This is a genomic window from Mycobacterium interjectum (assembly GCF_900078675.2).
GTDB classification, from domain to species: domain Bacteria; phylum Actinomycetota; class Actinomycetes; order Mycobacteriales; family Mycobacteriaceae; genus Mycobacterium; species Mycobacterium interjectum.
Genome location: NZ_LT546237.1, coordinates 3,942,455 through 3,963,045 on the forward strand (window position 1 = coordinate 3,942,455; position 20,591 = coordinate 3,963,045).

Below are 20,591 nucleotides of genomic sequence, written 5' to 3' on the forward strand. Positions count from 1 at the left end.
GCGGGGCCGCCGGCCGGGCCACCCGGCCCGCCGGGACCACCCGGGCCGCCGAAGCGGTGCGGATGCATGAAGGCCGCGTGGTGCTTGTGGTGGTGGTGCATGCCGCCGTGACCGTGGTGCCCGAGCGCCATCCCGGTGAAGAAGATCACCGAGACGATGAACACGACGCCGGCAACGATGGCCACCCATGCTGCGGCAATGAAGACCCGAGGGGTCCGGAAGAGCGCCGGCTCGGCCGCCGGCGCGGGCGCGGTTGCGGTTGAGGTCCGCACAGTTGGTGTGTCAGATGTTTCACTCATGAGACTCATGATGCTGGCGTTAACAATAGTTATGGCTATGCGCTACTTAAGTAGCGGCTATGAGCTGGAAACCCGGTTGACCTGCAAAAACCGCCGGCCGAGAGGCTAATCGGGCTTGAACGGGTTGACCGCGAATCCGTTTCTCGGCGTTTGGCAAAGCGGACGTAAATTGGAAGAGATAGTCAACGCAGGTCAGGGGTGTTTGCATTGTTGGCGGCTAACGCGCTGTTCCTGATCTACTGCGGACGCACTGCGGACGGAAGGTGAAAGCCATGGCGAAACAGACATGCCCGCGGTGCGGGATGGAGTCGAAGCGCGACGCATGGTGGGACCGGCACCCGGTCGCCGCGGTGAGCGCGGGTCTGTACACGCTCACCTTCATGGCGATGATGCTGTCCGTGTACCCGGTCGCGGCCGCGGTGATGATCGTCGTCGCCGCGGCAGCCGGCGTGCTGTACGGCGCCGCCCGCGAACGACGACGAAGGGCCGCGATCGCCGCCCGGGCCGACTGGGAGCACCGCGAACTGATGGCTAAGGCCGTCTTTCGGGCGCAGCTACCTCAACCCAGGCGACGGACCCGGCCGCGGGGAGTCGATCACTGGTCGCGCACCGAGCCGATTATTGCGCTTGACTCGGGATCCATGGTCGGCCCTGGTTCAACCCCTCGCAAAACTGCTTGACGTCGTCCCACTGCTTTGTCAGTAGCGGGATCGCGGTCGAACCGAGCTGCGCAATGTCGTACCGCGTGCGCCGCGAGGCCTCGTACAGACTCCGGTACTGAAGGTGGATCTGCGGATACAGCGCCTTCACGAGCTGGTTGGTCCCACGGCTGCCAGCATCAACACCGGAGTGCTTCCGCGGATTGCGCTCGTCCTTATTGAGGCTCGGCTCATCTGCCAGTGACGAGTGCACATAGTGCATGGCCGAGTAGAACATCGCCACAACTGCCCAGTCATCGAAATGGCCAAGCAGATAATCCGAAGCATCCTTATGGTGCTCGGCACGCTTAAGGTGCCACTTGCGCACGCCCATCAGGCTTCGGCGAATTCCTCGTTCTGCACAGGTTCCAACGGCAAGACGTCGAACTCAAGAGCCCACTCGTCGGCGTGGTCCTCCTCGAATTTGAGAAGGGCCTCGAGCACCAACATGCGGGACTCCCAGGTGTAGCGGTCGATGCAGGCGCCCACCCGAACGATGCGCGCACCTGGCTCCCATCGAACGCTGAGATGGGTCTTCCCCGTCTCAGCGATCAAGGGTTGAAGGCGGCCATCGAGCTCAAACTTGAGGGTGTCGGCCGTGATCATGGGCTGCTTCTCCTGGCTGGACACACCATTAACGGTAACGCCAGTGAATCACTGGGCACCGACAAATCAGGTATTGAGGCTACTTCGTGACTGCTGATGTCGCATTTCCGGCCATTTTCGACTACCAGCGACCTGCGGAAATGCCTGCGTGGCAGACCAGTCAAAACAGCGGGATTTGCCATCTGAGCAGCGCGGATATTCGGTGTACGAAACTCGGGCTCGAAAAAGATTCGAGTTTTGCACGCACCGGCGGACGCTATGCCAACCGGCGGGAGGCCACCGGTGACCGTCGGGGTACCCCCCAGGTATGGCGGTTGCGGTGCCTCTTAGCTGCGGAAACTTTGGCCCTTTGGCTGGGCTGATGCTCGCCAACGTCAGCCCAGCCTCGGGGTTTGTCCCATCGGCCGCGACTGGCTAACGCCTACCAACCGCGGGGCTGATGGGTTTCGTGTGGAGCGGGCGCAGCGGTGCCGCCGCCATGACCCGACAACTGCTGCTGCTCCGTGCCGCGTCACGTCTAGCTGCCGCCGGCGTCGGCGACGGTGAACCTGCCGATGCGGACCAAGCCGATTCGAGCGGTTGGGAGGCGCGTCGTGATGCGCCGGTCCCTGTACGACGCCGCTGTGGCGGCGGAGCTGCTGTCGACCAGTCAGCGGCGTATTCACGAATTACGGCGCGCCGGCGTGCTCGGCGCCGTCCAGGACGGCCCGGGAGTTCAAGTTCACCGCCGACGAGCTGCAGCGCTACGTCGAGAGCATCCCCCGCCTACGAGCCGCCGGGAAGCCGAACCTCGATCTCGGCGACCGGTGCGGCGGTGCTGACGGCGATGTAGTCGCGTGCCATCGCTTCGATCTCGCCGGGAAATCTCGCTTGCGTCAGCCCGTTGATTGCGGGAATGTGGATCATCCACCAGCGGCCGTCTCGGGTGACTTCGATGTCGTAGCTGGGCATCCTCGGGTCTTCCTTCGTGGAGGGCAAGAGAGCGATGCTAGTAGCCGAGACCCCACGCCGTACAGCCTGGAAACGGAGGCAAGCCTTGTTGATCCCGGTCAGCAACGCGCGTGCGCGCCTATCGGAATTAGTGCGCCGATCCGCCGACGAAGACGTGGTGCTGACGAACCACTCCACGCCCACCGCGGTCATGGTGTCCGCCGACCGCTACAGCGCCATGCTCGAGGAAATCGAAGACCTCAAGGACAGGCTCAGCGTGCACGAACGCACCGGCGTGACGGTCTCATTCCACGATCTCGCCGCCGAAATAGGTTTGGACGCCTGACCATGGACCACAGAATGAGCCGCACGCCTAACCTCACACGATGCAAGACGGGCCAAATCGGGTAGTCGTGAACCCGTTTCGTGAAGTCACGCTGCAACTCCCAGATGCCCTGTTTGGCGGCGACCCACGTGGCCTTCTTCAACATCTCGGCCTCAACGGGCGTCGTTTGAGCGATGGACAGTGGGCGGTTAGGCCAAATGATGACCGAAGCTTCGTCAGCGTCCGCAACCTCGCTGGCGAAACAGGTTTCGCCAATAACTTCGCCCCTCTAAACCGCGTACCTGACCCAGGCATCCCCTTGGATGATCCTGACACGCTCCAACAATTCAGCGAGCTCCAAGAGCACTTAGCAGAGCGGACGGCCGGCGGCGACGCCGGCGCGGACCTCGCTGCGCCGTTCCACCAAATCCAAACCGACGTTCTCAGGTCGACCAATGGCCAGGAATTGATCGACGTCGTCCAACGGGCTTACGACAGCATCCGACTAAGGCGGCTAGAAAGCACAGGCGAGTCAGTCTTCCATGGTGCTAGCGCCACTCTGGTGAGCGGGACTGATCTACTCATCCACCGAGCCAAACTGCCCGCCATCTTGTTTCGTTTCGATCAAGAACCCGACGCCATGAAGACCATGAGCGCCGTGAAGGGAAACGACGCCGGGCACTTTGCATCCTCTGCACACTGGTACAACGAAGTCGTTGGCGTAATCCATTACCTAGGACCACTTTTGGGTTGTCTGACTCCCCGATTCTGGTGCCTACCCACCGGGCGGCCGCCCTTTGCCGTCCTATTCAGCCTGGGAACAGATATTGTCGGGCTCCGAAGATCCCCGATGGAGCCCCTACAGCTGCTGCCCGGGCTGGGTCGGATGGAACCGGCACCACCTGTAAGCATCACACCCGCGTCGTGTCGCCTTGCGATCATCTGGTGGGTCAACCAATTGAATCGAATGTTCGAATACCTATGCGATCCAACAACATTCGGCGACGTTGCCGGCTTCTACGATCCGTATGAACACCAACACTGGCTGCTCACTTTCGGGCAAGTTTTTGGCCTCACGACTGCCCTCCAAACGTCCGGACGAAATCACTCCGTGCAACGAGCGCTGATGAACACTCTGCTTGACACGTATGCGGATCGCATCTCGCGACGCAAATTTGAGCAGCTGTGCACCTACAGGACCGCCAAGGCAGTCGCTGACCGTGTGCGTACGCGGATGCCCGCAGATGTTGCGTCGGTGCTCATGCCGGTCGCGGACCGAGCCGTGGAAAGTCTTCAGCGCGTTCAAGACGGCTTCTTCATTCGAGAGCAGCGTGGGGATACGAACGTCGTCATTAGGATCCCGACCGACCGGCGGCCGCACCATCGGCAGCCGCAGCGGGCGGTTGCTGTTCTGTTGAAGGTTTTCCGAAACGCGACGCACGGATTCGGTGGTATCAACCCGAATCCGCGGGACGATAGGGATCTGGTGGCTGAACGGCTCTTGGCTCACCACACTGGCGAGATGCCAGCGGATCTAGTGTTTCTGCCCTACTTGTATCTGCTGGATACGCTGAGCGATCCCGCGCAAATTCGCGACAATATCGTGAGGCGCGTGCTGACCCGTCAACACCTCACCGCTCCTGCCGACCCCGGCGAGTCCACCGGACAGTGACCACCCCATAGCCCACCGCGGCGGACCGAACTGAGCGCTCATCTTCCGGCTTTCCTCACCGGTACAACGACGTCATCGCTGTGCACCAACCATCCGACGATTGATCGGTCCCGGTGGTGAGTTAGGCGAAGCCGCTCATCGGGCTCACTGTGACCGCCCAGGCGCCACGACGGCACCTCGACAGGCTCACCAGCCTCCAAAGCGTCCAACAGATCCGACTTTGAACGGAATTCATCGGGGCAGGGCTCGCCGCGCAGCCCGGCTTCGGTGTGGAGCCACCGCGGATCCGGGCGTCCGGCATTCTCGCGTTCGCGCTCAAGCAGCCGGCCATAGATGCCGGGCACCGTGATGCCGCCGCGCCGGCCGGGCGCCGAGCCGCGTCTAATGCGAGCCATGGCGCCACCTCACATGCGCAGCCGCACTGGCCTTCTGCGATACCCGCGACGGAGCCTCGACAAGGTCCGTCTTCACCTGCTTCAGCAACCGCGCGATACTCGCCTCAAGCAGCCGGATCTCGGTCGACACCTTGACCCGCACCTTGTTCTCATCGCTGGCCAAATAGCGGGCATACAGGTCGACCTTGCGGTCAACGGCGTCGGCCACCAGGTCCAAGATGGCGCGCTCGGCGGCCGACCACGACAACGCATCGTCGCCGGCCAGGCCGCGATCCTCCGAGTTCTCCGCGAGCTCGGCGTCGAGTGCCGCCAGCAGCGCCACAGCCTCCGCGGAATGACCACCTAGGGACGAAACTGCGGGCCTCTGGCCCTCGGAAGGAACGCGTTTGGAACGCGACCCTTGGCGAGCCGTAACCGTTGCATCAGTGCAACGTTTATCCGTCTGTCGCGACCGATGCCCCCGCGATCGACACGTCGCCGAGCAGTACCGTGCACCGCCACGGCCAATGAACCCATCGCCGCAGGCAGCACACACTTTCTTGGCAGCAGCCATCAATCACGCCCCTTCACCGGATTGACCCTGAAAGGCCCCGATTCGGCGGCTGTAACCGTTGCACGAACGGTGCGTTTATGCGTGCGGGCAGCATATTTCACAGAACAACGCGGCGGGGGAGGCAGGGCGGGCGTACCCCTCCCCCGTATGCCCGTGGTGGGTGACCGGCCACGTTGTCGACGCCAGCAATCTGGTTTGGCGGCGGCCGGCGCAGGTACGTCCTGGGCTGCATTGTCCTTGGGCCGTCGTGGGTCGTCCTTGCCCGTCGATGCAGTGCACGGGTTTGACGCCGGCCGCCGCCAAGTCATTAGGGGCCTTCGAGGGTCGTCACGCGGGTTTCGAGGCTGCTCAACGCATCCAACATCGCGCGTTGCGAGGCATCGTTGGCGCATGGCCCGATGACGTTGCCGCTCATGGTGGTTGGCATTGCTGCGATGATGGCGCGTGTCAGCGGCGGCACCGAGCTCGGGTTGGCTTGGTAGGTATCGAAGGTGTCGCTCACGCTGTAATTCCTTCCTTAGCAGTTAGTTTCGGGATTGGTGTGTTCAGCGCGGTCGGCGCTTGCCAACGTGGTAGGGGCTTCGGTGTCGGGTTCGGTGTCGGGTTGGCGCGCTTGCGGCGATCCTCGTTTAGCCGGTAGAGCTGGGCCAGGGTCGGCACCCAGGGCTTTGCGGTGCTGCTGAGCAGCCACACGAGCTGTTCGATCGGGTCGGTCGGCCACGGGCGGCGATCGGGTGGCGATCCGCTGATCACGACGTGCGCTGGTGCGCGTCCGCGCCAGCCGGGCAGTACGTCGTCGAGGTTGGCGATCGCGAGGTCGGTTGCCATCTCGTCGTCGAGGTGCGGGGACTGGGCTGACTGGATGTGTACGACGTCCGCGGCGTGCATCACGGTGAGCTGTGCGTCGCGGAGGTCGTCGTATTCCTCTCGCAGTGGCGGCAGTTCGCGCCAGGCGTCTGCGGTGCCGTTGGCGATGGCGGCGGTTGGCGTAGTTGCACCATGCAGCCTGCTCACGACATCGGCGACGTGTCCCATCAGGTCATCGAGGTCGGCGGCCAGTGATTTCAGCAGGGTTTCGGTGTGGACTTCGGCGATGGCCACGATTTCGGAGTCGATGTCGCGCAGTAGGTCGCCGAGCGCGCCGCGCTTAACTTCGCGGTCTCGTTGTGCGTTCGCGGCGTGGGCGACGTCGGCGAGCCATGCGTCGAGGTCGGTTTCTGCGTGGGCCGGCGGCGGGATTTCCGGGATTGGCGCGAGGGTGCGTTGATGCTCGAAAACACTGGCGCGCAACGCGACTAGGCGCTCGTAATCCGGCCACGATGTGAGCGCCTTGCGCATGTACTTGTTGGTTCCGGCTTTCGCCATCAGGGCTGGTGCGTTTGGCATGGTTTAGCTCTCTTTCTGTGGCTTGCCGAATCGGCGTTGCGCTGCGGCGCGACCCGCTGCGCCGGGGGTATCGCTACCGGCGGTGGCCTCGGCGTCGGGGTCGAGTTTCTGGCCGAACCGCTTCTCTGCCGCGGCGCGGCCGGCGGCGCCGGGACGCCCCCACTCCTGGTTTCCGCCGGCGCCTTGCGGCACACCATAGGCGGCGGCGAGATGATCACGAACCTTCACCTCGTCAATCCGCCCGTTAGCGCCGACGAACTTGCTCACGTCCGCGAACGCGACGAAGGAATTCGCCGCATCTTCGGAAAGCACCCGCGCAGCCGCGGTTCTGAGCGCTTCGGTGCTGTCGGGCGCGCGAACCCGTGCGGTGAGCGCCGCGAAGTCGGCGTCGGACAGGTCGGCCAGCTGCTGTTCGACGCCGGCGGGCAGATCAACCATCGATGCGTCCTCTCGCGTATTCCTCGACTGCCTGGCGTGGGAATAGCCAGCGGCCGCCGACGACCTTGGCGCCGGGGATTTCCGGTCCGAGCCGCTGCGCCTGCCGTTTGGACAGTTTCAAGACCGTCGCCGCCTCTCGTGCGCTGATGGAGTCGCTGATCTCAGATTGTGGTGCATCGCAATCAGATTCATGTCCTGACTCGGACATGGCTACCGCGATGTCCAAGTGCTGCGAAAGCTTCCGAATCCACGGCTGGACACCAGGCCCCTTACCCGCCGCCCGCGCACGCAGCTCTTCGCCCACGCAATAGGACAACTGACGCAGCTGATCTTTCGTGAACACCTCAGCGGCCCTTAGTATTTCGGCCAGCTGGCGGCTTCATCTGGGCCACTCCGAAAGTTGACCCCCAAAAACCCCAGACTCAGGCGGAATCCGAGCCGCAGAACGACGCGGCGAGGGAGGGCGGGGGCGGGGACGGGTGGGTGGATGGGGTGGTCGTGGGTGCCCTGTCCGCGGGTTCATGCTGGCAGGCCGCCCTCGTAGACGATCTGCAGCTCGGCGCCGCGGTCCTTGGCCGCCCAGTACGTCAGGGACGAGACCATGTCGTTGCTGCCCGTGTGTGCGGCGGCTTCCTTGGCTCGGCGCTTGCCGTTGCGGATCCACTCCTGGGGGATCGGTGTGTAGCCGTTGGCAAAGTCGCGGCGGGGGAGCGCTGCAATGAGTTGTTCGTCGACGCCGAGTAGCAGGGACATCGCGGTAGCGTCGAGCATGGGTTCACCGTTGATGACCTTCACGGTCAAAGTCAGTTGGTGATCGGGGCCGGTGGTGGTCATTGTTATGCCTCCCTGGCCGCCGGGTGGCGTGGCTCGCCGAAGTCGTGGCCGTAGGGCTTGCCGTCGCCGGTGCCGACGCCGGCGGCCGCCCGCTGGACGCAGGGCACACGGCGGACGCGGCCGTCAGGCTTGGTGCACCAGTGGCCTGGTTCGGCCGCGCAGTTCGGGCAGCTGATATCGAGCGCGCCGGTATCGGCGTAGGCCTGCCAGATCGGTCGCTTCACGACGCCTCTCCGTCGGATCGGAGGAGCCACACTCGTTCGTTCTTCGACAAGCCGCGGGCACGCTGGGATTCGACCCGAGGGTGACCTGTGGCGGCTTTGAGGGCTGCGTCCCAGCTGTACCCCGCTGCTGTTGCTGCACGCCGATAGTCGGTCTGATCGATCTCCGTCGAACCCGCCGGAAGGGTAGCCAGGTAGGAAGCAAAGAAGTCGGTGGCGGGACGGTAGGCGCTTTCGTGGTCGCCGAGAAGTGACCATGTCGCACCCCGGCTGGTGCGGTTGACGGTGACGATGTCGGGGTGGGCGGATGCGGCCTGACCGAGGCTGCCCCGCGTGTACCCGGCGTTCATGCCGGCCCGGTACACAGCAAACGATTCCGCGGTCGTGTGCCCGGCCGCGCGGAGTTCGGCGATGTGGTTGTTGAACCACTTCTGACACGACAGCTTCGGGCGCTCGGATTGGTGCGACCTGCGGGAATCAAGAGCGGTGATGTTATTCGATTGGTCACCCTGACCAATGTGGTCACCCTCGCCGACGTGCGGATATCTACCCTGACCGGGTTGGTCACCCTGACCACTTCGCAGTAACCGGTACCGCGTGCCGCGATCAACCGCCAACGACTCCACGTACCCATCCGCAGCTAACTCGCTGACGGCCTGGTCGAAGAGGTCACGTTTCTCTCGCTTGCCCAGTCGGCTACGGAGTTCGTTCCCGGCTTGCTCGCCATCGTGGTCGAGCATTCGCACGATGCTGCGTTTGACGCTGTCGAGTAGCCGGCGGTCGTAGACCTCGTCTCCGACGGCCCTGGCGATGGCCCTGGCGCGGACCTTCTCGCGCTCGGCCTTCCGGGCCTCGTTGACGATCCATTCGCGCGTGGCGTCGGAGACGGCCATGACGCCGGCGGACATCTCCCAGTCGGCTTGGGAGACCACGCTGCGGTGGTGCATGATCGCCAGGAGCGCGGCAACCTTGAGACGGGTCAGCATCCAGTGTCCGTCGAGTGGATCAGCTTCCCCGCGCTGGCGCGCGATATGAGCGGCAATGACCGCCTCCGCGATTTCCGGTACCCCGTAGGTAATCTCCACGACACCGTCTTCTCCCGGGCACCAGAGCGGCAATGCGGTATCCAGCGGGTCGGGGTCCGGCGATGCCGTGGCCGGCATACCGGGGTCGGTGGTCGGTGACCACAAAAACCGTTGCGGCGTGCCGCCGGTCGTGTCGTTGAAGATGACCCCGGTGTGGCCGGGTTGGGCGCCGACCGATAGGCAGCACCGATAGGAGTGGGCCGCGACGACGCGACTGGTGGCCTTCGAGGCGTTGGACTGACCCAGTTGTTCGCCCATCGCCATCGACTTGAGCTGAGCCAACAAGATCGAACCCTGGCGGGCTGCGATGCCGGCCAGCGTGTCGATCTCGGGAATGCTGAAGATCGCCGCAGTGATGGGCTCGTTGTCCGCGTCGGGCTTATCTGGCTTCTTGAATGTGGCGGCGATGCCTTCGCCGCTGCCGATGGGAAGCTCGAGGATCGGGGTTGGCCACGCGAGGCGACCAACCTTGTCGGAGATGCCTTTTCCGCCGCCGGAGGCGCTGACGAAGGCGCACATCAGGTTAAGGCTGGCGCGGCCGCCGATAGTGCCGGGCAGTTGCACGTGCGCCCCTACGCTCGCGGCCACCCGCAGCAGCACGGCGAAGAACACCGCCCACGGCGCCGCATACCGAGCACGGGCCCAGTGGTAGATCTTGGCCAGCTGGTCGCTGCCGGAATCGAGGAAGAACGCCTCGGTGTCGGTCAAGCTGACCTCCTCCTCGGGATGCACACCGCGTCGCGCCGGCGGATGTCGCGCGCGACGGCTGCCCAGTCGGTGGCTACCGAAACGCCTTGGGCGGCTTGGGCGAGTGCGGCTTGGGCGACCTCGACGCGCAAGACGTGGTGCTCGCCGTCGATGGCCAGGGCCAACAGTTTTCGTGGATCACCCTCGGCCAGTGCGCACCACGCCGGAGTTCCGGCTGCCGGCAACGGCCCGTAGTTGGCCTGTCGCACAACGGCTTCGATAAACTCGTGGACCGGCCACCAGCTTCGCTGCCTGGACGCAATCATGGCGTCGCCCATGCGCTGGCAGCGGCCGCCCGGATTTCGGAGTCGTCGACCGCGGTGTAACGCTCGGTGGTCAACACGCTTTCGTGGCCGAGTAGTTGCTGCACCGCCCGCAAATTGCGGCTCCCGCGGTAGGCGCGCGTGGCGAACCGATGCCGCAGCGTGTGCATCGACCATCCCGACGGCAGCACCCCGGCCACGAGATGGCCGACCTCGCGGGCGGTCAGGTGACCATCACCCTTGCGGGACGGGAACACCCAGCCGCCGGCGGCGCGGATCGCGGCCGCCAGCTCGGCGGACAGCGGCACAATCCGCGCCTTGCCGCCCTTCCCGTGCACGATCAAGCTCGGCCCGTCGATCAGGTCCCGGGAGTGAACGGCCGCGACCTCACCGCGCCGCAGCCCCGCCTCGGCGGCCAGCCGCAGCATCACGCCCACGCGCGGTTCGGCGGCCGCCAGCGCCGCGTTCCACACCGCGTCCGGCGCCGGGCGCGGCTGCGCTTTCGGCAACCTCACGGGAGGCAGATCGGCAGTGAAGTCCCGCGGGACGCGGCCAGTTTTCGCCGCCCACCGGAAAAAACCAAGCGCCGCTTCCCGGTGCGTCTTGCGGGTCGCCGGCGACCAGGTGCGGGTGCCGAGCCAGCCCATCAGCTGCTCGGCGGTGGCCTGCTCAGGTGCACCGCCGAGCCCGCGCGCGATCAGCGACAACTGCTCCGACCGAAGCTTGACCGTCGCGTCCCGATACCCAGCCCCGGTGATGTGCCCGAGATACGCAGCGATCGCGGGCGCCCATTCCGGCGGCGGTGGTTTACGCGCCCCAGGCCGCGGGGCCGCCGCGCTCACTGGATCTCCTCGGCGACCGCGATCAGCATGGCGGCGAGCTGGCGGGCCTCGTCCGCGGCCAGCTGGAGGTTGGCGTCCATGTCGATGTGGTCGTTCTCGCTGGGCCTGTACAAGTGGAGTAAGACACCGCTGCGCCAGCCGGGCCGCGCGCGGTACGAATTCACGCCGATGCGCGGCGGGTCGAAGTGGTGCGCCATGCCAGGCAACGCCTCGTGCGGATAACCCTCCTCCATCGTGAGATTCACGTAGTTATCCGTGCCCCAACAGGCCGGGTCGTGACTGACATGGTCAGGGGAAACGCACCACGGCGCGCACTGTGTCTCGGGGTAATCAAGCAGGTCTGTCACGGTTGGCGCCGATCCGGTCGGTGCCCGGAAGTTGCAGTCGGGCGTGCGCCGGCCGATACCCTGGCGGCAGTGGTGCAGCGTGCTGTCGACCGGGAACTCGCTGGTGGCCTGGTCGTCGTCGGCGGGGTGTGTAATCATGGTGGGACCTTTCTGTTGTTTGGTGATGGATGGGTTGCAGCGGCTCCCGCCCGGTGTTCGAGCACCGGGACCTACGGGGGCCGCTTTCTTGTTGGTGGCGGCCATCAGGCAGCGCCGCCGCCGCGGCGGGTTGCGGTTTCCTGCTCGGCGAGCCACCGCTCGATCTCCGACCGCCGGTACACGACACGGCCGCGGGGTCCGAGCGTCCACGAAGCCGGTCCTTGGCCGGACGCCCGCCAGAATCTCATCGTTCCCGGGGTGAAGACTGGGTACTGCTGGCACACCTGCTTGGTGGTCAGCAGCTCGTCACCTGCCATGCGTTACAACCTCCTGTTGTTGGTGATTAACAACAAAACGGTAACGCGCTGGCGTTGTTGAGTCAAGACAACACAACGTTGTATGGTTGGCGTGTGCCTGAGCCGCAAGTGACCGTCGATCAGCTTGTCGGGAAGAACATCCAGGTCCTCCGCGTGGCGAAGGGGCTGTCGCAGGCTGAGCTGGCAACGGCGATCAGCACTGACGACGAGCACATCCCTCAACAGACCATCGTGAAGATCGAGAAGGGAACCCGTCCGCTCAAATACGCTGAAGCACTGCGGATCTGCAATGTCTTGGGGGTCGGCCTAGCCCAGCTGGCCGTTGCCACGCCAGCCGCGCAGAAGAATGCCGGCTACGTTGCGCTGACCACGAAGCTTGCGGATATACAAGCCAAGCTGCCGATCCTCGCGTCGGAATTAGTGAAGCCGCTGGTGGATCTTTCAATGCTGATCGCACACGATTCGGCTACGAGTGACGACGAGCCCGACGCCGAACTGCTCAAGTCCGCGAGAGCTTGGTTACGTCAAAATTGGGGCGACGCTCTCAACGACATGATCGAAGTCGGGCTAAGCGTGGAGGGGCGCCTCGCCGAACTGCCACAGCATCTTCGAGGCATGAGCTACATTGAAGTGCTGCAACGTCTTTCCTCGATTTCCCCGGGAGCACCCGATGCAGATTCGTAACCGCCGCGCTGGTGTCGAGGATCGTTGGTCGAAGACGGTCCGGTTGCCTGATGGCACAACGGAGACGGTGGCCTCCGCCGTGTATGGCAAGGGAAAGCGTTGGCGGGCAAGGTATGTCGATGAAGATGGCCGCGAGCACGCGAAGGGCTTTGCCCGCAAGTCTGATGCGCAGTCGTGGCTGGATACCGAGATCACGACGAAGTTCGCCACCGGCACCTACGTTGACCCGAAGCTCGGAAAGGTCACGTTCGCCTCGTATTACAAGGATTGGTCGTCGCGGCAGGTGTGGGTTTCGGGAACGGCGCATTCGATGGACCTGGCCGCGAACTCGGTGACGTTCGGCAACATCGGCTTGGGCGATATCCGGCCTTCACACGTCGAGTCGTGGGTGAAGGCGATGCAGGACAACGAGCTCGAGCCGACGACGATACGCACCCGGTTCGCGAATGTGCGCAATGTGTTCCGCGCGGCCGTCCGGGACCGCTTCATGGCCCGAGACATCACCACCGGGATACGGCTGCCACGAGTGCGGAAAGCCTCGGCTGCAATGAGCATTCCGACCGCCCAGGAGGTCGGCGCGGCGATCCGCGCTACCGATGACATCGAGCCTTGGTATGCGGCGTTCATCGCGGTTTGCGCGTTCGCCGGCCTGCGCCGGGGGGAAGCCTCCGCGTTGAAGGTCTCTGATGTCGAGTTCCTGCGCGGGGAGATCCGGGTCCAGCGGCAGGTGCAGTGGACCGATGACGGACGGATGGAGATCCGCGGGCCCAAGTACGGGTCCGAGCGCACGCTGTACGTCCCTGATGGCCTGGTGAAGATTCTGGCCGAGCATGTGCGCCTGTACCGGCCGGGTGACGACCCGGACAGGTGGTTGTTCGAGGGCGCCCGCAACGAGCTGTTGCCGGCGCACGCGGCGACGGTGGCGCGGTGGTGGCGCAAGGTGCGCGAGAAGATCGGCATTGAGTACCGGTTGCACGATCTGCGGCACTTCTACGCCTCGGGTCTGATCGCTGCCGGGTGCGACGTGGTGACGGTGCAGCGCGCCCTCGGTCACTCGTCGGCATCCGTCACGTTGGACACCTACAGCCACCTCTGGCCGGACGCGAACGACCGCACCCGCAACGCGGCCGCGGGGCTGGTCGACCAGGCGCTCGGATCTGCTGCGGACGCACTGCGGACGGAAGGCTGAAATATGGCCTCTGATCAGGGCTTGAACGGGTTGACCGCGTACTGGATGACCCGGTACGGCGAACGGGCGCGGGGATCGATGTTGTTCCATTGGCTGACGAAGATCCGCAGCTCATCCAGGGTGGACCCGGGCGAGATGTACCCGCCGTAGGGCTGCGCGAGCCGGTTGTCGTACGGGGGCGGCAGGCTTTCGGCCGGATCGGGCCACTCGTCGTGCTGCACCACGGTGGTCACCGGCGCGGTGCCCAGCGAGGTCGGGTCGTCGGCCACCCGGACCTCCATGTTGCCGGTGCTGGCGTTGAAGTAGGACAGCACCGCCTTGCCGTCGATCTGGCGGATGGACATCTCGCCGACCTGATCCGGCCACAGGGGCGTCGGCGCCTTGTTCCACCCGCCGCCGGGGCCCGACGCCCAGCCCTGCCAGCGGGACCGGTCGGTGAACGTCTGGGGGGTGGCCCGGTATAGCAACACCGGATCGCGCCGCGTGAAGCTGTTGGCCACGATGTACACCCACCCGCTCGGCGAATCGGGCGCGGGAATCGGGTCGTAGTAGCCGCTGATCTGCGACTGCGAACCGCCCTGGTAGGAGCCGTCGCGCCGCGATCCGGCGACGGTCTGCCAGCTGCCGCGCGCCGGCTCGGGCGTCACGAGCCGGGAGCTCTGCGGCTCCAAGTTTTTCGTCGTCGTCACCATCAGATAGTTGCGCCGGTTGATCTGCACCACCCCGGCGGGCAGCTGGGAATCCCCCGGCGGCGTGGGGTCGGCCAGCAGCGGCTTGTTGATCCCGGTGACGCCGGTGTAGCGCACCCCGGCGGGGTCATCGACCGACGCGGTATCCACATGCAGCGCGATCGGCGAGTACCAGCCGCCGAAGCCGACGCCCTGGCCGGCGAAGCTGTCGCCGCAGACCTGCAGCAGTTCGGCGGGAAACTCGACGAACTCGCACAGGTCCGTCGCGCCGATGCCGTAGTCCCCGGTCGGGGTTCCGGTGCCGGCCGTCGGCCCGATTCGCAGCACCTGGCCCGGCGCCAACGGCTGCAGGATCGGCTCCGGCGCGGGCGCGGGCGGATCGGCACGCGCGGCCCAAAACCACTGCGGCACGAGCAAAGCAGCCGCAACTAGCGAGAACCGCGCGATCCAGGCGGGTCTCACCGGCGGACTACAGCTGGGCAGCCAGCAACTCGGCGATCTGGATCGTGTTGAGCGCCGCGCCCTTGCGCAGGTTGTCCCCCGAGACGAACAGCGCCAGGCCGCGCCCGTCGGGCACGCCCAGGTCACGCCGGATGCGCCCGACCAGCGATTCGTCGACACCGGCGGCGGCCAGCGGCGTCGGCACGTCGACCACCTTCACGCCCGGGGCGCCCTCGAGCAGCTCGCGGGCCCGCTCCGGGGCCAGCGGCCGCGCGAATTCGGCGTTGATCGACAACGAGTGGCCGGTGAACACGGGCACCCGCACGCAGGTACCGCTGACCAACAGGTCGGGGATGCCGAGGATCTTGCGGCTCTCGAAGCGCAACTTCGCGTCCTCGTCGGTCTCGCCCGAATCGTCGTCCAACAGCGATCCGGCGAGCGGCACGACGTTGAACGCGATCGGCGCCACGTAGGTCTTCGGCGCCGGGAAGTCGCACGCGCCGCCGTCGTACACCAGCTGCTCGGCGCCGTCGATGACCGCGCGCGCCTGGGTGGCCAATTCCTCGACGCCGGCGAGACCGCTACCGGAAACCGCCTGATAGCTGGACACCACCAGGCGCTGCAGCTGCGCCTCGTCGTGCAGCACCTTGAGCACGGGCATGGCGGCCATGGTGGTGCAGTTCGGGTTGGCGATGATGCCCTTCGGGCGGTTGGCGGCGTCGCGGGCGAAGTTCACCTCCGACACCACCAGCGGCACGTCGGGGTCCTTGCGCCACGCCGACGAGTTGTCGATCACGATCACGCCGGCGGCCGCGAACCGCGGCGCCTGCACCAGCGACATCGTCTTGCCGGCCGAGAACACCGCCAGGTCCAGCCCCGTCGGGTCCGCGGTCGCGGCGTCTTCGACCTCGATCTCCTGGCCGCGGAATCCCAACTTGCGGCCCTGCGAGCGGGCGGAGGCGAAGAACCGCACCGTCGTAGCGGGGAAGTCACGCTCTTCGAGAAGCGTGCGCATCACCTGGCCCACCTGACCGGTGGCCCCCACTACGCCTATCGCAACCATCTATCTGCCCGTCCCCGCATATACCGTCGCCGACTCCTCGCCGCCGAGCCCGAACGCCTCATGCAACGCCACGACCGCCTTGTCTAGTTCGGTGTCGCGGCACAGCACCGAGATCCGGATCTCGGAGGTGGAGATCAGCTCGATGTTGACGCCCACGGTGGCCAGCGCCTCACAGAAGGTCGCGGTGACGCCGGGATGGCTGCGCATGCCTGCCCCGATCAGCGACACCTTGCCGATGTGGTCGTCGTAGAGCAGCTGGGTGAACCCGATCTCGTCGCGCAGCGCGTCGAGCTTCTCCACCGCGGTGGGCCCGCTGTCGCGCGAACAGGTGAAGGTGATGTCGGTCTTGCCGTCCTCCACCTTGGAGACGTTCTGCAGCACCATGTCGATGTTCACGTCGGCGTCGGCGACGGCCCGGAACACCCGGGCCGCATAGCCCGGAATGTCGGGTATCCCCACGATGGTCACCTTGGCCTCGCTGCGGTCGTGCGCGACTCCGGTCAGGATGGGGTCTTCCATGGCGATGTCCTTGATCGATCCCTTGACGACGGTGCCCGGCTTGTCCGAGTACGACGACCGGACGTGCACCGGGATGTTGTAGCGGCGAGCGTATTCGACGCAGCGCAGCATCAGCACCTTGGCGCCGCACGCGGCCATCTCGAGCATCTCCTCGAACGTCACCGTGTCCAGCCTGCGGGCGTTGTGCACGATCCTGGGGTCGGCGCTGAAGATGCCGTCCACGTCGGTGTAGATCTCGCAGACGTCGGCGCCGAGTGCCGCGGCCAGAGCCACCGCGGTGGTGTCCGAGCCGCCGCGGCCGAGCGTGGTGACGTCCCGCGTGTCCTGGCTGACCCCCTGGAACCCGGCGACCAACACGATGCGGCCTTCGTCGAGCGCGGTTCGCAGCCGGCCGGGCGTGACCTCGATGATCTTTGCGTTGCCGTGCGTGCCGGTGGTGATCACGCCGGCCTGCGAACCGGTGAACGACCGGGCCTGCGCGCCGAGCGATTCGATCGCCATGGCGACCAACGCGTTGGAGATGCGTTCGCCGGCGGTCAGCAGCATGTCGAGTTCCCGCGGCGGCGGGGCCGGGCACACCTGCTGGGCCAGGTCCATGAGGTCGTCGGTGGTGTCACCCATCGCGGACACCACCACGACGACGTCGTTGCCCTGCTTCTTGGTCGCGACGATGCGCTCCGCGACGCGGCGGATCCGGTCGGCATCCGCCACGGATGATCCGCCGTACTTCTGCACGACGAGCGCCACTGTTTCCCTTCCCCGCTGGTCCTAAGTCCACAACAGAATACGTCGGGGCGCATCTCGATTTTCCGGGCCGCCGAGGCCGAATTCGTCCATAACCCCCGCGCCCGGCGACTCGATCCGCAGTTTTGGTGATCAAGCCCATCGCGGTAGAGTGCACAGCGTGCAGCGGGTGCTCCTCCTCGGACGCCGCGACGGGGTCTGATCCAGACCGGCTTCCCGTCGCGGGGGTTCGCGATGCGCCGGTCTGAGGTTCCTTCCAAACCCGGAGCAACTACCGTGACCAATCCTTCGCCCGACGCCTACAAGTCGGCACGCACCATCGTCAAACCCGCCGGCCCGCCGGGGCCCGGCCAGCCCGCGTGGAATCCCCAGCGCGGCTCGTCGATGCCGATCAAGCGGTACCGGCCCTTCGCCGAAGAGGTCGAGCCCATCCGCCTGGCCGACCGCACCTGGCCCGACCGGGTCCTCACCCGCGCCCCGCTGTGGTGCGCGGTGGACCTGCGCGACGGCAACCAGGCGCTGATCGACCCGATGAGCCCGGCCCGCAAGCGCCGCATGTTCGACCTGTTGGTGCGCATGGGCTACAAGGAGATCGAGGTCGGCTTCCCGTCGGCCAGCCAGACCGACTTCGACTTCGTCCGCGCGATCATCACCGAGGGCGCCATCCCCGAGGACGTCACCATCCAGGTGCTGACCCAGTGCCGGCCGGAGCTGATCGAGCGCACCTTCGAGGCGTGCGCGGGCGCGCCCCGGGCCATCGTGCACTTCTACAACTCGACGTCGATCCTGCAGCGCCGGGTGGTGTTCCGCGCCGACCGGGCGGCGGTGCAAGCGATCGCTACCGACGGCGCGCGCAAGTGCGTCGAGGAGGCCGCGAAGCACCCCGGCACGCAGTGGCGCTTCGAGTACTCGCCGGAGTCCTACACCGGGACCGAACTCGAGTACGCCAAGCAGGTGTGTGACGCCGTCGGCGACGTCATCGAGCCGACGCCGGACAACCCGATCATCTTCAACCTGCCCGCCACCGTGGAGATGGCCACCCCGAACGTCTACGCCGATTCGATCGAGTGGATGAGCCGCAACTTGAAGCGGCGCGATTCGGTCATCCTGAGCCTGCACCCCCACAACGACCGCGGAACCGCGGTCGCCGCAGCCGAATTGGGTTACCAGGCCGGTGCGGACCGGATCGAGGGCTGCCTGTTCGGCAACGGCGAACGGACCGGCAACGTGTGCCTGGTGACGCTGGGGCTCAACCTGTTCTCCCGCGGCGTGGACCCGCAGATCGACTTCTCCAACATCGACGAGGTCCGCCGCACCGTCGAGTACTGCAACCAGCTGCCGGTGCCCGAGCGACACCCCTACGGCGGCGACCTGGTCTACACCGCGTTCTCCGGCAGCCATCAGGACGCCATCAACAAGGGCCTGGATCAGATGAAGATCGCGGCGGACGAGGCCGACACCGACGTCGACGACATGCTCTGGCAGGTGCCCTACCTGCCGATCGACCCCAAGGACGTCGGGCGAACCTACGAGGCGGTGATCCGGGTCAACTCGCAATCCGGCAAGGGCGGGGTGGCCTACATCATGAAGGCCGACCACGGCCTGGCGCTGCCGCGGCGGCTGCAGATCGAGTTCTCCCAGGTAATCCAAAAGATCACCGACGGCGAGGGCGGCGAGGTCTCGCCCAAGGAGATGTGGGAGGCGTTCTCCGAGGAGTACCTGGCCCCGGTGCTGCCACTGGAGCGAATCAAGCAGCGCGTCGACGCCTCCGACGAAGACGGCGGCGTGACGACGATCGAGGCCACCGTCAAGATCGACGGCGTGGAGACCGAGATCAGCGGCTCCGGCAACGGCCCGCTCGCCGCCTTCGTCCACGCGCTGGGAACCGTCGGCTTCGACGTGGCCGTGCTGGATTACTCCGAGCACGCGATGAGTTCGGGCGACGACGCTCAGGCCGCCGCGTACGTGGAGGCTTCGGTGTCGATCGCGAGCGCGGCGCAGCCGGGTGAAGCGGGTCGGCGCCCATCAGGGCCGGTCGACGGACGCACGGTGTGGGGCGTGGGCATCGCGCCGTCGATCACCACCGCGTCGCTGCGGGCCGTGGTGTCGGCGGTCAACCGCGCGTCGCGTTAGACGCCGAAGAACGGGTTCAGAACAGCGCTAGCTGGGCGTCGGCCGCGGTGACATCGGTGAATTCCTCCATGCTGGTGCCGCCGGCGACGGCGCGGACGCAGTCCATGAACTGCGCGTCGGGCACCACCGGCACCCCCAGCTGTCGGGCGTGATAGCCCTTGCCCTGCTCGGGAGCGGCGTCGTTGCAGACCACCAGCGAGGTCTCCCGGTCCACGACGTCGCTGTAGGCGAGCCCGGCGTGCAGGATCCGCTCGACGAGCTCCTCGTGGGTGCGTCTCACCTCGGCCGCCAGCGCCACCCGCATGCCCTGGACCAGCGGCCTGCCCCGCACGAAGGGGCCCGGGTTGAGGTAGGGGCACGGCATCCGCGAAGCCAGCACCTTCAGCGGGCGCAGCTCGTCGTGGGTCACCCGGCCGTTCGGCCATTGCCGCCGGGTCACCGGGTGCACCGGCAGCCAGACGTCGCGTTCGCGCGCCCGCTCCAGCGCCGACTCCAGCACGCCGGTCAACACCAACGCGTCGTCGAAGGCGTCGTGCGGCCGCTCCTGCACCACACCCCAGTGCGCCGCGAGGGTCTCCAGCCTCAGATTCTCGACCCCGAGGTCCAGCCGCCGCGCCAGCTCGACCGTGCACATGACGTCGTCGACGGGCAGCTCGGCCTCGGCGAGCTCGGCCTCCGCGGCCAGGAAGGCGTAGTCGAAGGCGACGTTGTGCGCCACCAGTGTCCGGCCGCGCAGCACCTCGACCAGGTCACCGACGATGTCGGCGAACTGCGGCTGGTCCTCGAGCATCGCGGCGGTCAGGCCGTGCACGTGGGTGGGACCCGGATCCACCCCGGGATTGAGCAGGCTGACCACCGACTGCTCCACTCTGCCGTCGGCGTCTAGCCCGAGCGCGGCGACGCTGATGATCCGCGCCTGACCCGGCCTAAAGCCCGAGGTCTCGACGTCGATGACTGCCCAACCCCCGCCCGGCTCGCTAGCCGGCCGCCCCCAGGACACCCGGTTCATGAGCTGAGCATGGCACGCGCGACC

25 protein-coding genes and 1 pseudogene are annotated in these 20,591 nt (G+C 66.2%); 6 read left to right on the top strand and 20 right to left on the bottom strand.

Annotation, left to right across the window (positions count from 1 at the left end; all coding sequences use genetic code 11):
* Positions 1–308 (bottom strand): annotated as a pseudogene (locus BN4348_RS53475) (hypothetical protein); the annotation flags it as partial.
* A 263-nt stretch (positions 309–571) separates the two neighbouring features.
* Here BN4348_RS53475 and BN4348_RS59740 point away from each other — a divergent pair.
* Positions 572–979, top strand: a complete 408-nt coding sequence (locus tag BN4348_RS59740) for a hypothetical protein (RefSeq protein WP_142308759.1) — start codon at positions 572–574, stop codon at positions 977–979.
* On the opposite strand, the gene BN4348_RS53480 is transcribed toward BN4348_RS59740, so the two are convergent.
* From BN4348_RS53480 to BN4348_RS53490, 3 genes are all read right to left on the bottom strand, one after another.
* On the bottom strand, positions 918–1,325 hold the full coding sequence (locus tag BN4348_RS53480) for a hypothetical protein (protein WP_211145763.1): 408 nt from the start codon (positions 1,323–1,325) through the stop codon (positions 918–920). The two genes, BN4348_RS59740 and BN4348_RS53480, sit on opposite strands and share 62 nt — an antisense overlap.
* A 5-nt stretch (positions 1,326–1,330) precedes the next feature.
* The gene (locus BN4348_RS53485; protein WP_066916734.1) at positions 1,331–1,627 is read right to left on the bottom strand and encodes a hypothetical protein; all 297 of its coding nucleotides are present in this window, start codon (positions 1,625–1,627) and stop codon (positions 1,331–1,333) included.
* 741 nt (positions 1,628–2,368) lie between these two features.
* Positions 2,369–2,581: a hypothetical protein gene (locus tag BN4348_RS53490; RefSeq protein ID WP_235852810.1), complete on the bottom strand. Its 213-nt coding sequence runs from the start codon at positions 2,579–2,581 to the stop codon at positions 2,369–2,371.
* Between the two features lie 58 nt (positions 2,582–2,639).
* Between BN4348_RS53490 and BN4348_RS53495 the strand changes: the two genes are divergently transcribed.
* Both BN4348_RS53495 and BN4348_RS59750 read left to right on the top strand, forming a co-directional pair.
* Positions 2,640–2,879 carry a type II toxin-antitoxin system Phd/YefM family antitoxin gene (locus BN4348_RS53495; RefSeq protein WP_235852811.1) on the top strand — a complete coding sequence of 80 codons (240 nt, stop codon included), beginning with the start codon at positions 2,640–2,642 and terminating at the stop codon, positions 2,877–2,879.
* Positions 2,880–2,919: 40 nt separating this feature from the next.
* On the top strand, positions 2,920–4,530 hold the full coding sequence (locus tag BN4348_RS59750) for a hypothetical protein (RefSeq protein WP_142308760.1): 1,611 nt from the start codon (positions 2,920–2,922) through the stop codon (positions 4,528–4,530).
* Between the two features lie 381 nt (positions 4,531–4,911).
* On the opposite strand, the gene BN4348_RS53505 is transcribed toward BN4348_RS59750, so the two are convergent.
* The 12 genes from BN4348_RS53505 to BN4348_RS53560 all read right to left on the bottom strand — a co-directional run bounded on the left by BN4348_RS53505 (position 4,912) and on the right by BN4348_RS53560 (position 12,096).
* Positions 4,912–5,247 (bottom strand): hypothetical protein, encoded by a 336-nt coding sequence (locus BN4348_RS53505; protein ID WP_235852812.1) that lies wholly within the window; start codon positions 5,245–5,247, stop codon positions 4,912–4,914.
* Between the two features lie 538 nt (positions 5,248–5,785).
* Positions 5,786–5,980, bottom strand: a complete 195-nt coding sequence (locus tag BN4348_RS53510; RefSeq protein ID WP_066916739.1) for a hypothetical protein — start codon at positions 5,978–5,980, stop codon at positions 5,786–5,788.
* On the bottom strand, positions 5,977–6,864 hold the full coding sequence (locus tag BN4348_RS53515) for a hypothetical protein (RefSeq protein ID WP_066916741.1): 888 nt from the start codon (positions 6,862–6,864) through the stop codon (positions 5,977–5,979). Before BN4348_RS53515 ends, BN4348_RS53510 begins: the two co-directional genes overlap by 4 nt.
* Positions 6,865–6,867: 3 nt before the next feature.
* Entirely contained in the window at positions 6,868–7,302 is a 435-nt protein-coding gene (locus BN4348_RS53520; RefSeq protein WP_066916743.1) for a hypothetical protein, read from the bottom strand.
* Positions 7,295–7,645 carry a helix-turn-helix domain-containing protein gene (locus BN4348_RS53525; protein WP_084454536.1) on the bottom strand — a complete coding sequence of 117 codons (351 nt, stop codon included), beginning with the start codon at positions 7,643–7,645 and terminating at the stop codon, positions 7,295–7,297. Before BN4348_RS53525 ends, BN4348_RS53520 begins: the two co-directional genes overlap by 8 nt.
* Positions 7,646–7,821: 176 nt before the next feature.
* On the bottom strand, positions 7,822–8,136 hold the full coding sequence (locus BN4348_RS53530) for a hypothetical protein (RefSeq protein ID WP_066916745.1): 315 nt from the start codon (positions 8,134–8,136) through the stop codon (positions 7,822–7,824).
* Positions 8,137–8,138: 2 nt separating this feature from the next.
* On the bottom strand, positions 8,139–8,360 hold the full coding sequence (locus tag BN4348_RS53535; RefSeq protein WP_066916747.1) for a hypothetical protein: 222 nt from the start codon (positions 8,358–8,360) through the stop codon (positions 8,139–8,141).
* Complete coding sequence (locus BN4348_RS53540; RefSeq protein WP_066916909.1) at positions 8,357–10,150, bottom strand: hypothetical protein; 1,794 nt, start codon at positions 10,148–10,150, stop codon at positions 8,357–8,359. The genes BN4348_RS53535 and BN4348_RS53540 overlap by 4 nt, the downstream gene beginning before the upstream one ends.
* Entirely contained in the window at positions 10,147–10,467 is a 321-nt protein-coding gene (locus BN4348_RS53545; protein ID WP_084454537.1) for a DUF2742 domain-containing protein, read from the bottom strand. Before BN4348_RS53545 ends, BN4348_RS53540 begins: the two co-directional genes overlap by 4 nt.
* Entirely contained in the window at positions 10,452–11,294 is an 843-nt protein-coding gene (locus tag BN4348_RS53550; protein WP_235852814.1) for a tyrosine-type recombinase/integrase, read from the bottom strand. The genes BN4348_RS53545 and BN4348_RS53550 overlap by 16 nt, the downstream gene beginning before the upstream one ends.
* A complete protein-coding gene (locus tag BN4348_RS53555) occupies positions 11,291–11,884 on the bottom strand; it encodes a hypothetical protein (RefSeq protein ID WP_142308761.1) in 594 nt (197 codons plus the stop codon). The genes BN4348_RS53550 and BN4348_RS53555 overlap by 4 nt, the downstream gene beginning before the upstream one ends.
* Positions 11,884–12,096: a helix-turn-helix transcriptional regulator gene (locus BN4348_RS53560; protein ID WP_066916751.1), complete on the bottom strand. Its 213-nt coding sequence runs from the start codon at positions 12,094–12,096 to the stop codon at positions 11,884–11,886. Before BN4348_RS53560 ends, BN4348_RS53555 begins: the two co-directional genes overlap by 1 nt.
* Positions 12,097–12,189: 93 nt before the next feature.
* Between BN4348_RS53560 and BN4348_RS53565 the strand changes: the two genes are divergently transcribed.
* Together BN4348_RS53565 and BN4348_RS53570 are read left to right on the top strand one after the other, a co-directional pair.
* On the top strand, positions 12,190–12,780 hold the full coding sequence (locus BN4348_RS53565) for a helix-turn-helix transcriptional regulator (protein WP_160040574.1): 591 nt from the start codon (positions 12,190–12,192) through the stop codon (positions 12,778–12,780).
* 67 nt (positions 12,781–12,847) lie between these two features.
* Positions 12,848–13,969 carry a tyrosine-type recombinase/integrase gene (locus tag BN4348_RS53570; RefSeq protein ID WP_066916753.1) on the top strand — a complete coding sequence of 374 codons (1,122 nt, stop codon included), beginning with the start codon at positions 12,848–12,850 and terminating at the stop codon, positions 13,967–13,969.
* A gap of 14 nt (positions 13,970–13,983) precedes the next feature.
* Here the strand turns inward: BN4348_RS53570 and BN4348_RS53575 are convergent, their stop codons facing one another.
* The 3 genes from BN4348_RS53575 to BN4348_RS53585 are packed head-to-tail and all read right to left on the bottom strand — an operon-like array spanning position 13,984 to position 17,428.
* Positions 13,984–15,120, bottom strand: a complete 1,137-nt coding sequence (locus BN4348_RS53575; protein ID WP_066916754.1) for a DUF4185 domain-containing protein — start codon at positions 15,118–15,120, stop codon at positions 13,984–13,986.
* Positions 15,121–15,127: 7 nt separating this feature from the next.
* Positions 15,128–16,162, bottom strand: coding sequence for an aspartate-semialdehyde dehydrogenase (locus BN4348_RS53580; protein WP_066916756.1), 1,035 nt, complete (start codon positions 16,160–16,162; stop codon positions 15,128–15,130).
* Positions 16,163–17,428: an aspartate kinase gene (locus tag BN4348_RS53585; protein ID WP_066916757.1), complete on the bottom strand. Its 1,266-nt coding sequence runs from the start codon at positions 17,426–17,428 to the stop codon at positions 16,163–16,165. It abuts the gene before it with no gap.
* 231 nt (positions 17,429–17,659) lie between these two features.
* Here BN4348_RS53585 and leuA point away from each other — a divergent pair, with 231 nt between their 5' ends.
* The gene (leuA, locus tag BN4348_RS53590) at positions 17,660–19,558 is read left to right on the top strand and encodes a 2-isopropylmalate synthase (protein WP_066916758.1); all 1,899 of its coding nucleotides are present in this window, start codon (positions 17,660–17,662) and stop codon (positions 19,556–19,558) included.
* Between the two features lie 16 nt (positions 19,559–19,574).
* Here leuA and BN4348_RS53595 read toward each other — a convergent pair whose 3' ends face one another.
* Positions 19,575–20,567, bottom strand: a complete 993-nt coding sequence (locus BN4348_RS53595) for a DEDDh family exonuclease (protein ID WP_066916759.1) — start codon at positions 20,565–20,567, stop codon at positions 19,575–19,577.
* Positions 20,568–20,591 lie beyond the last annotated feature (24 nt).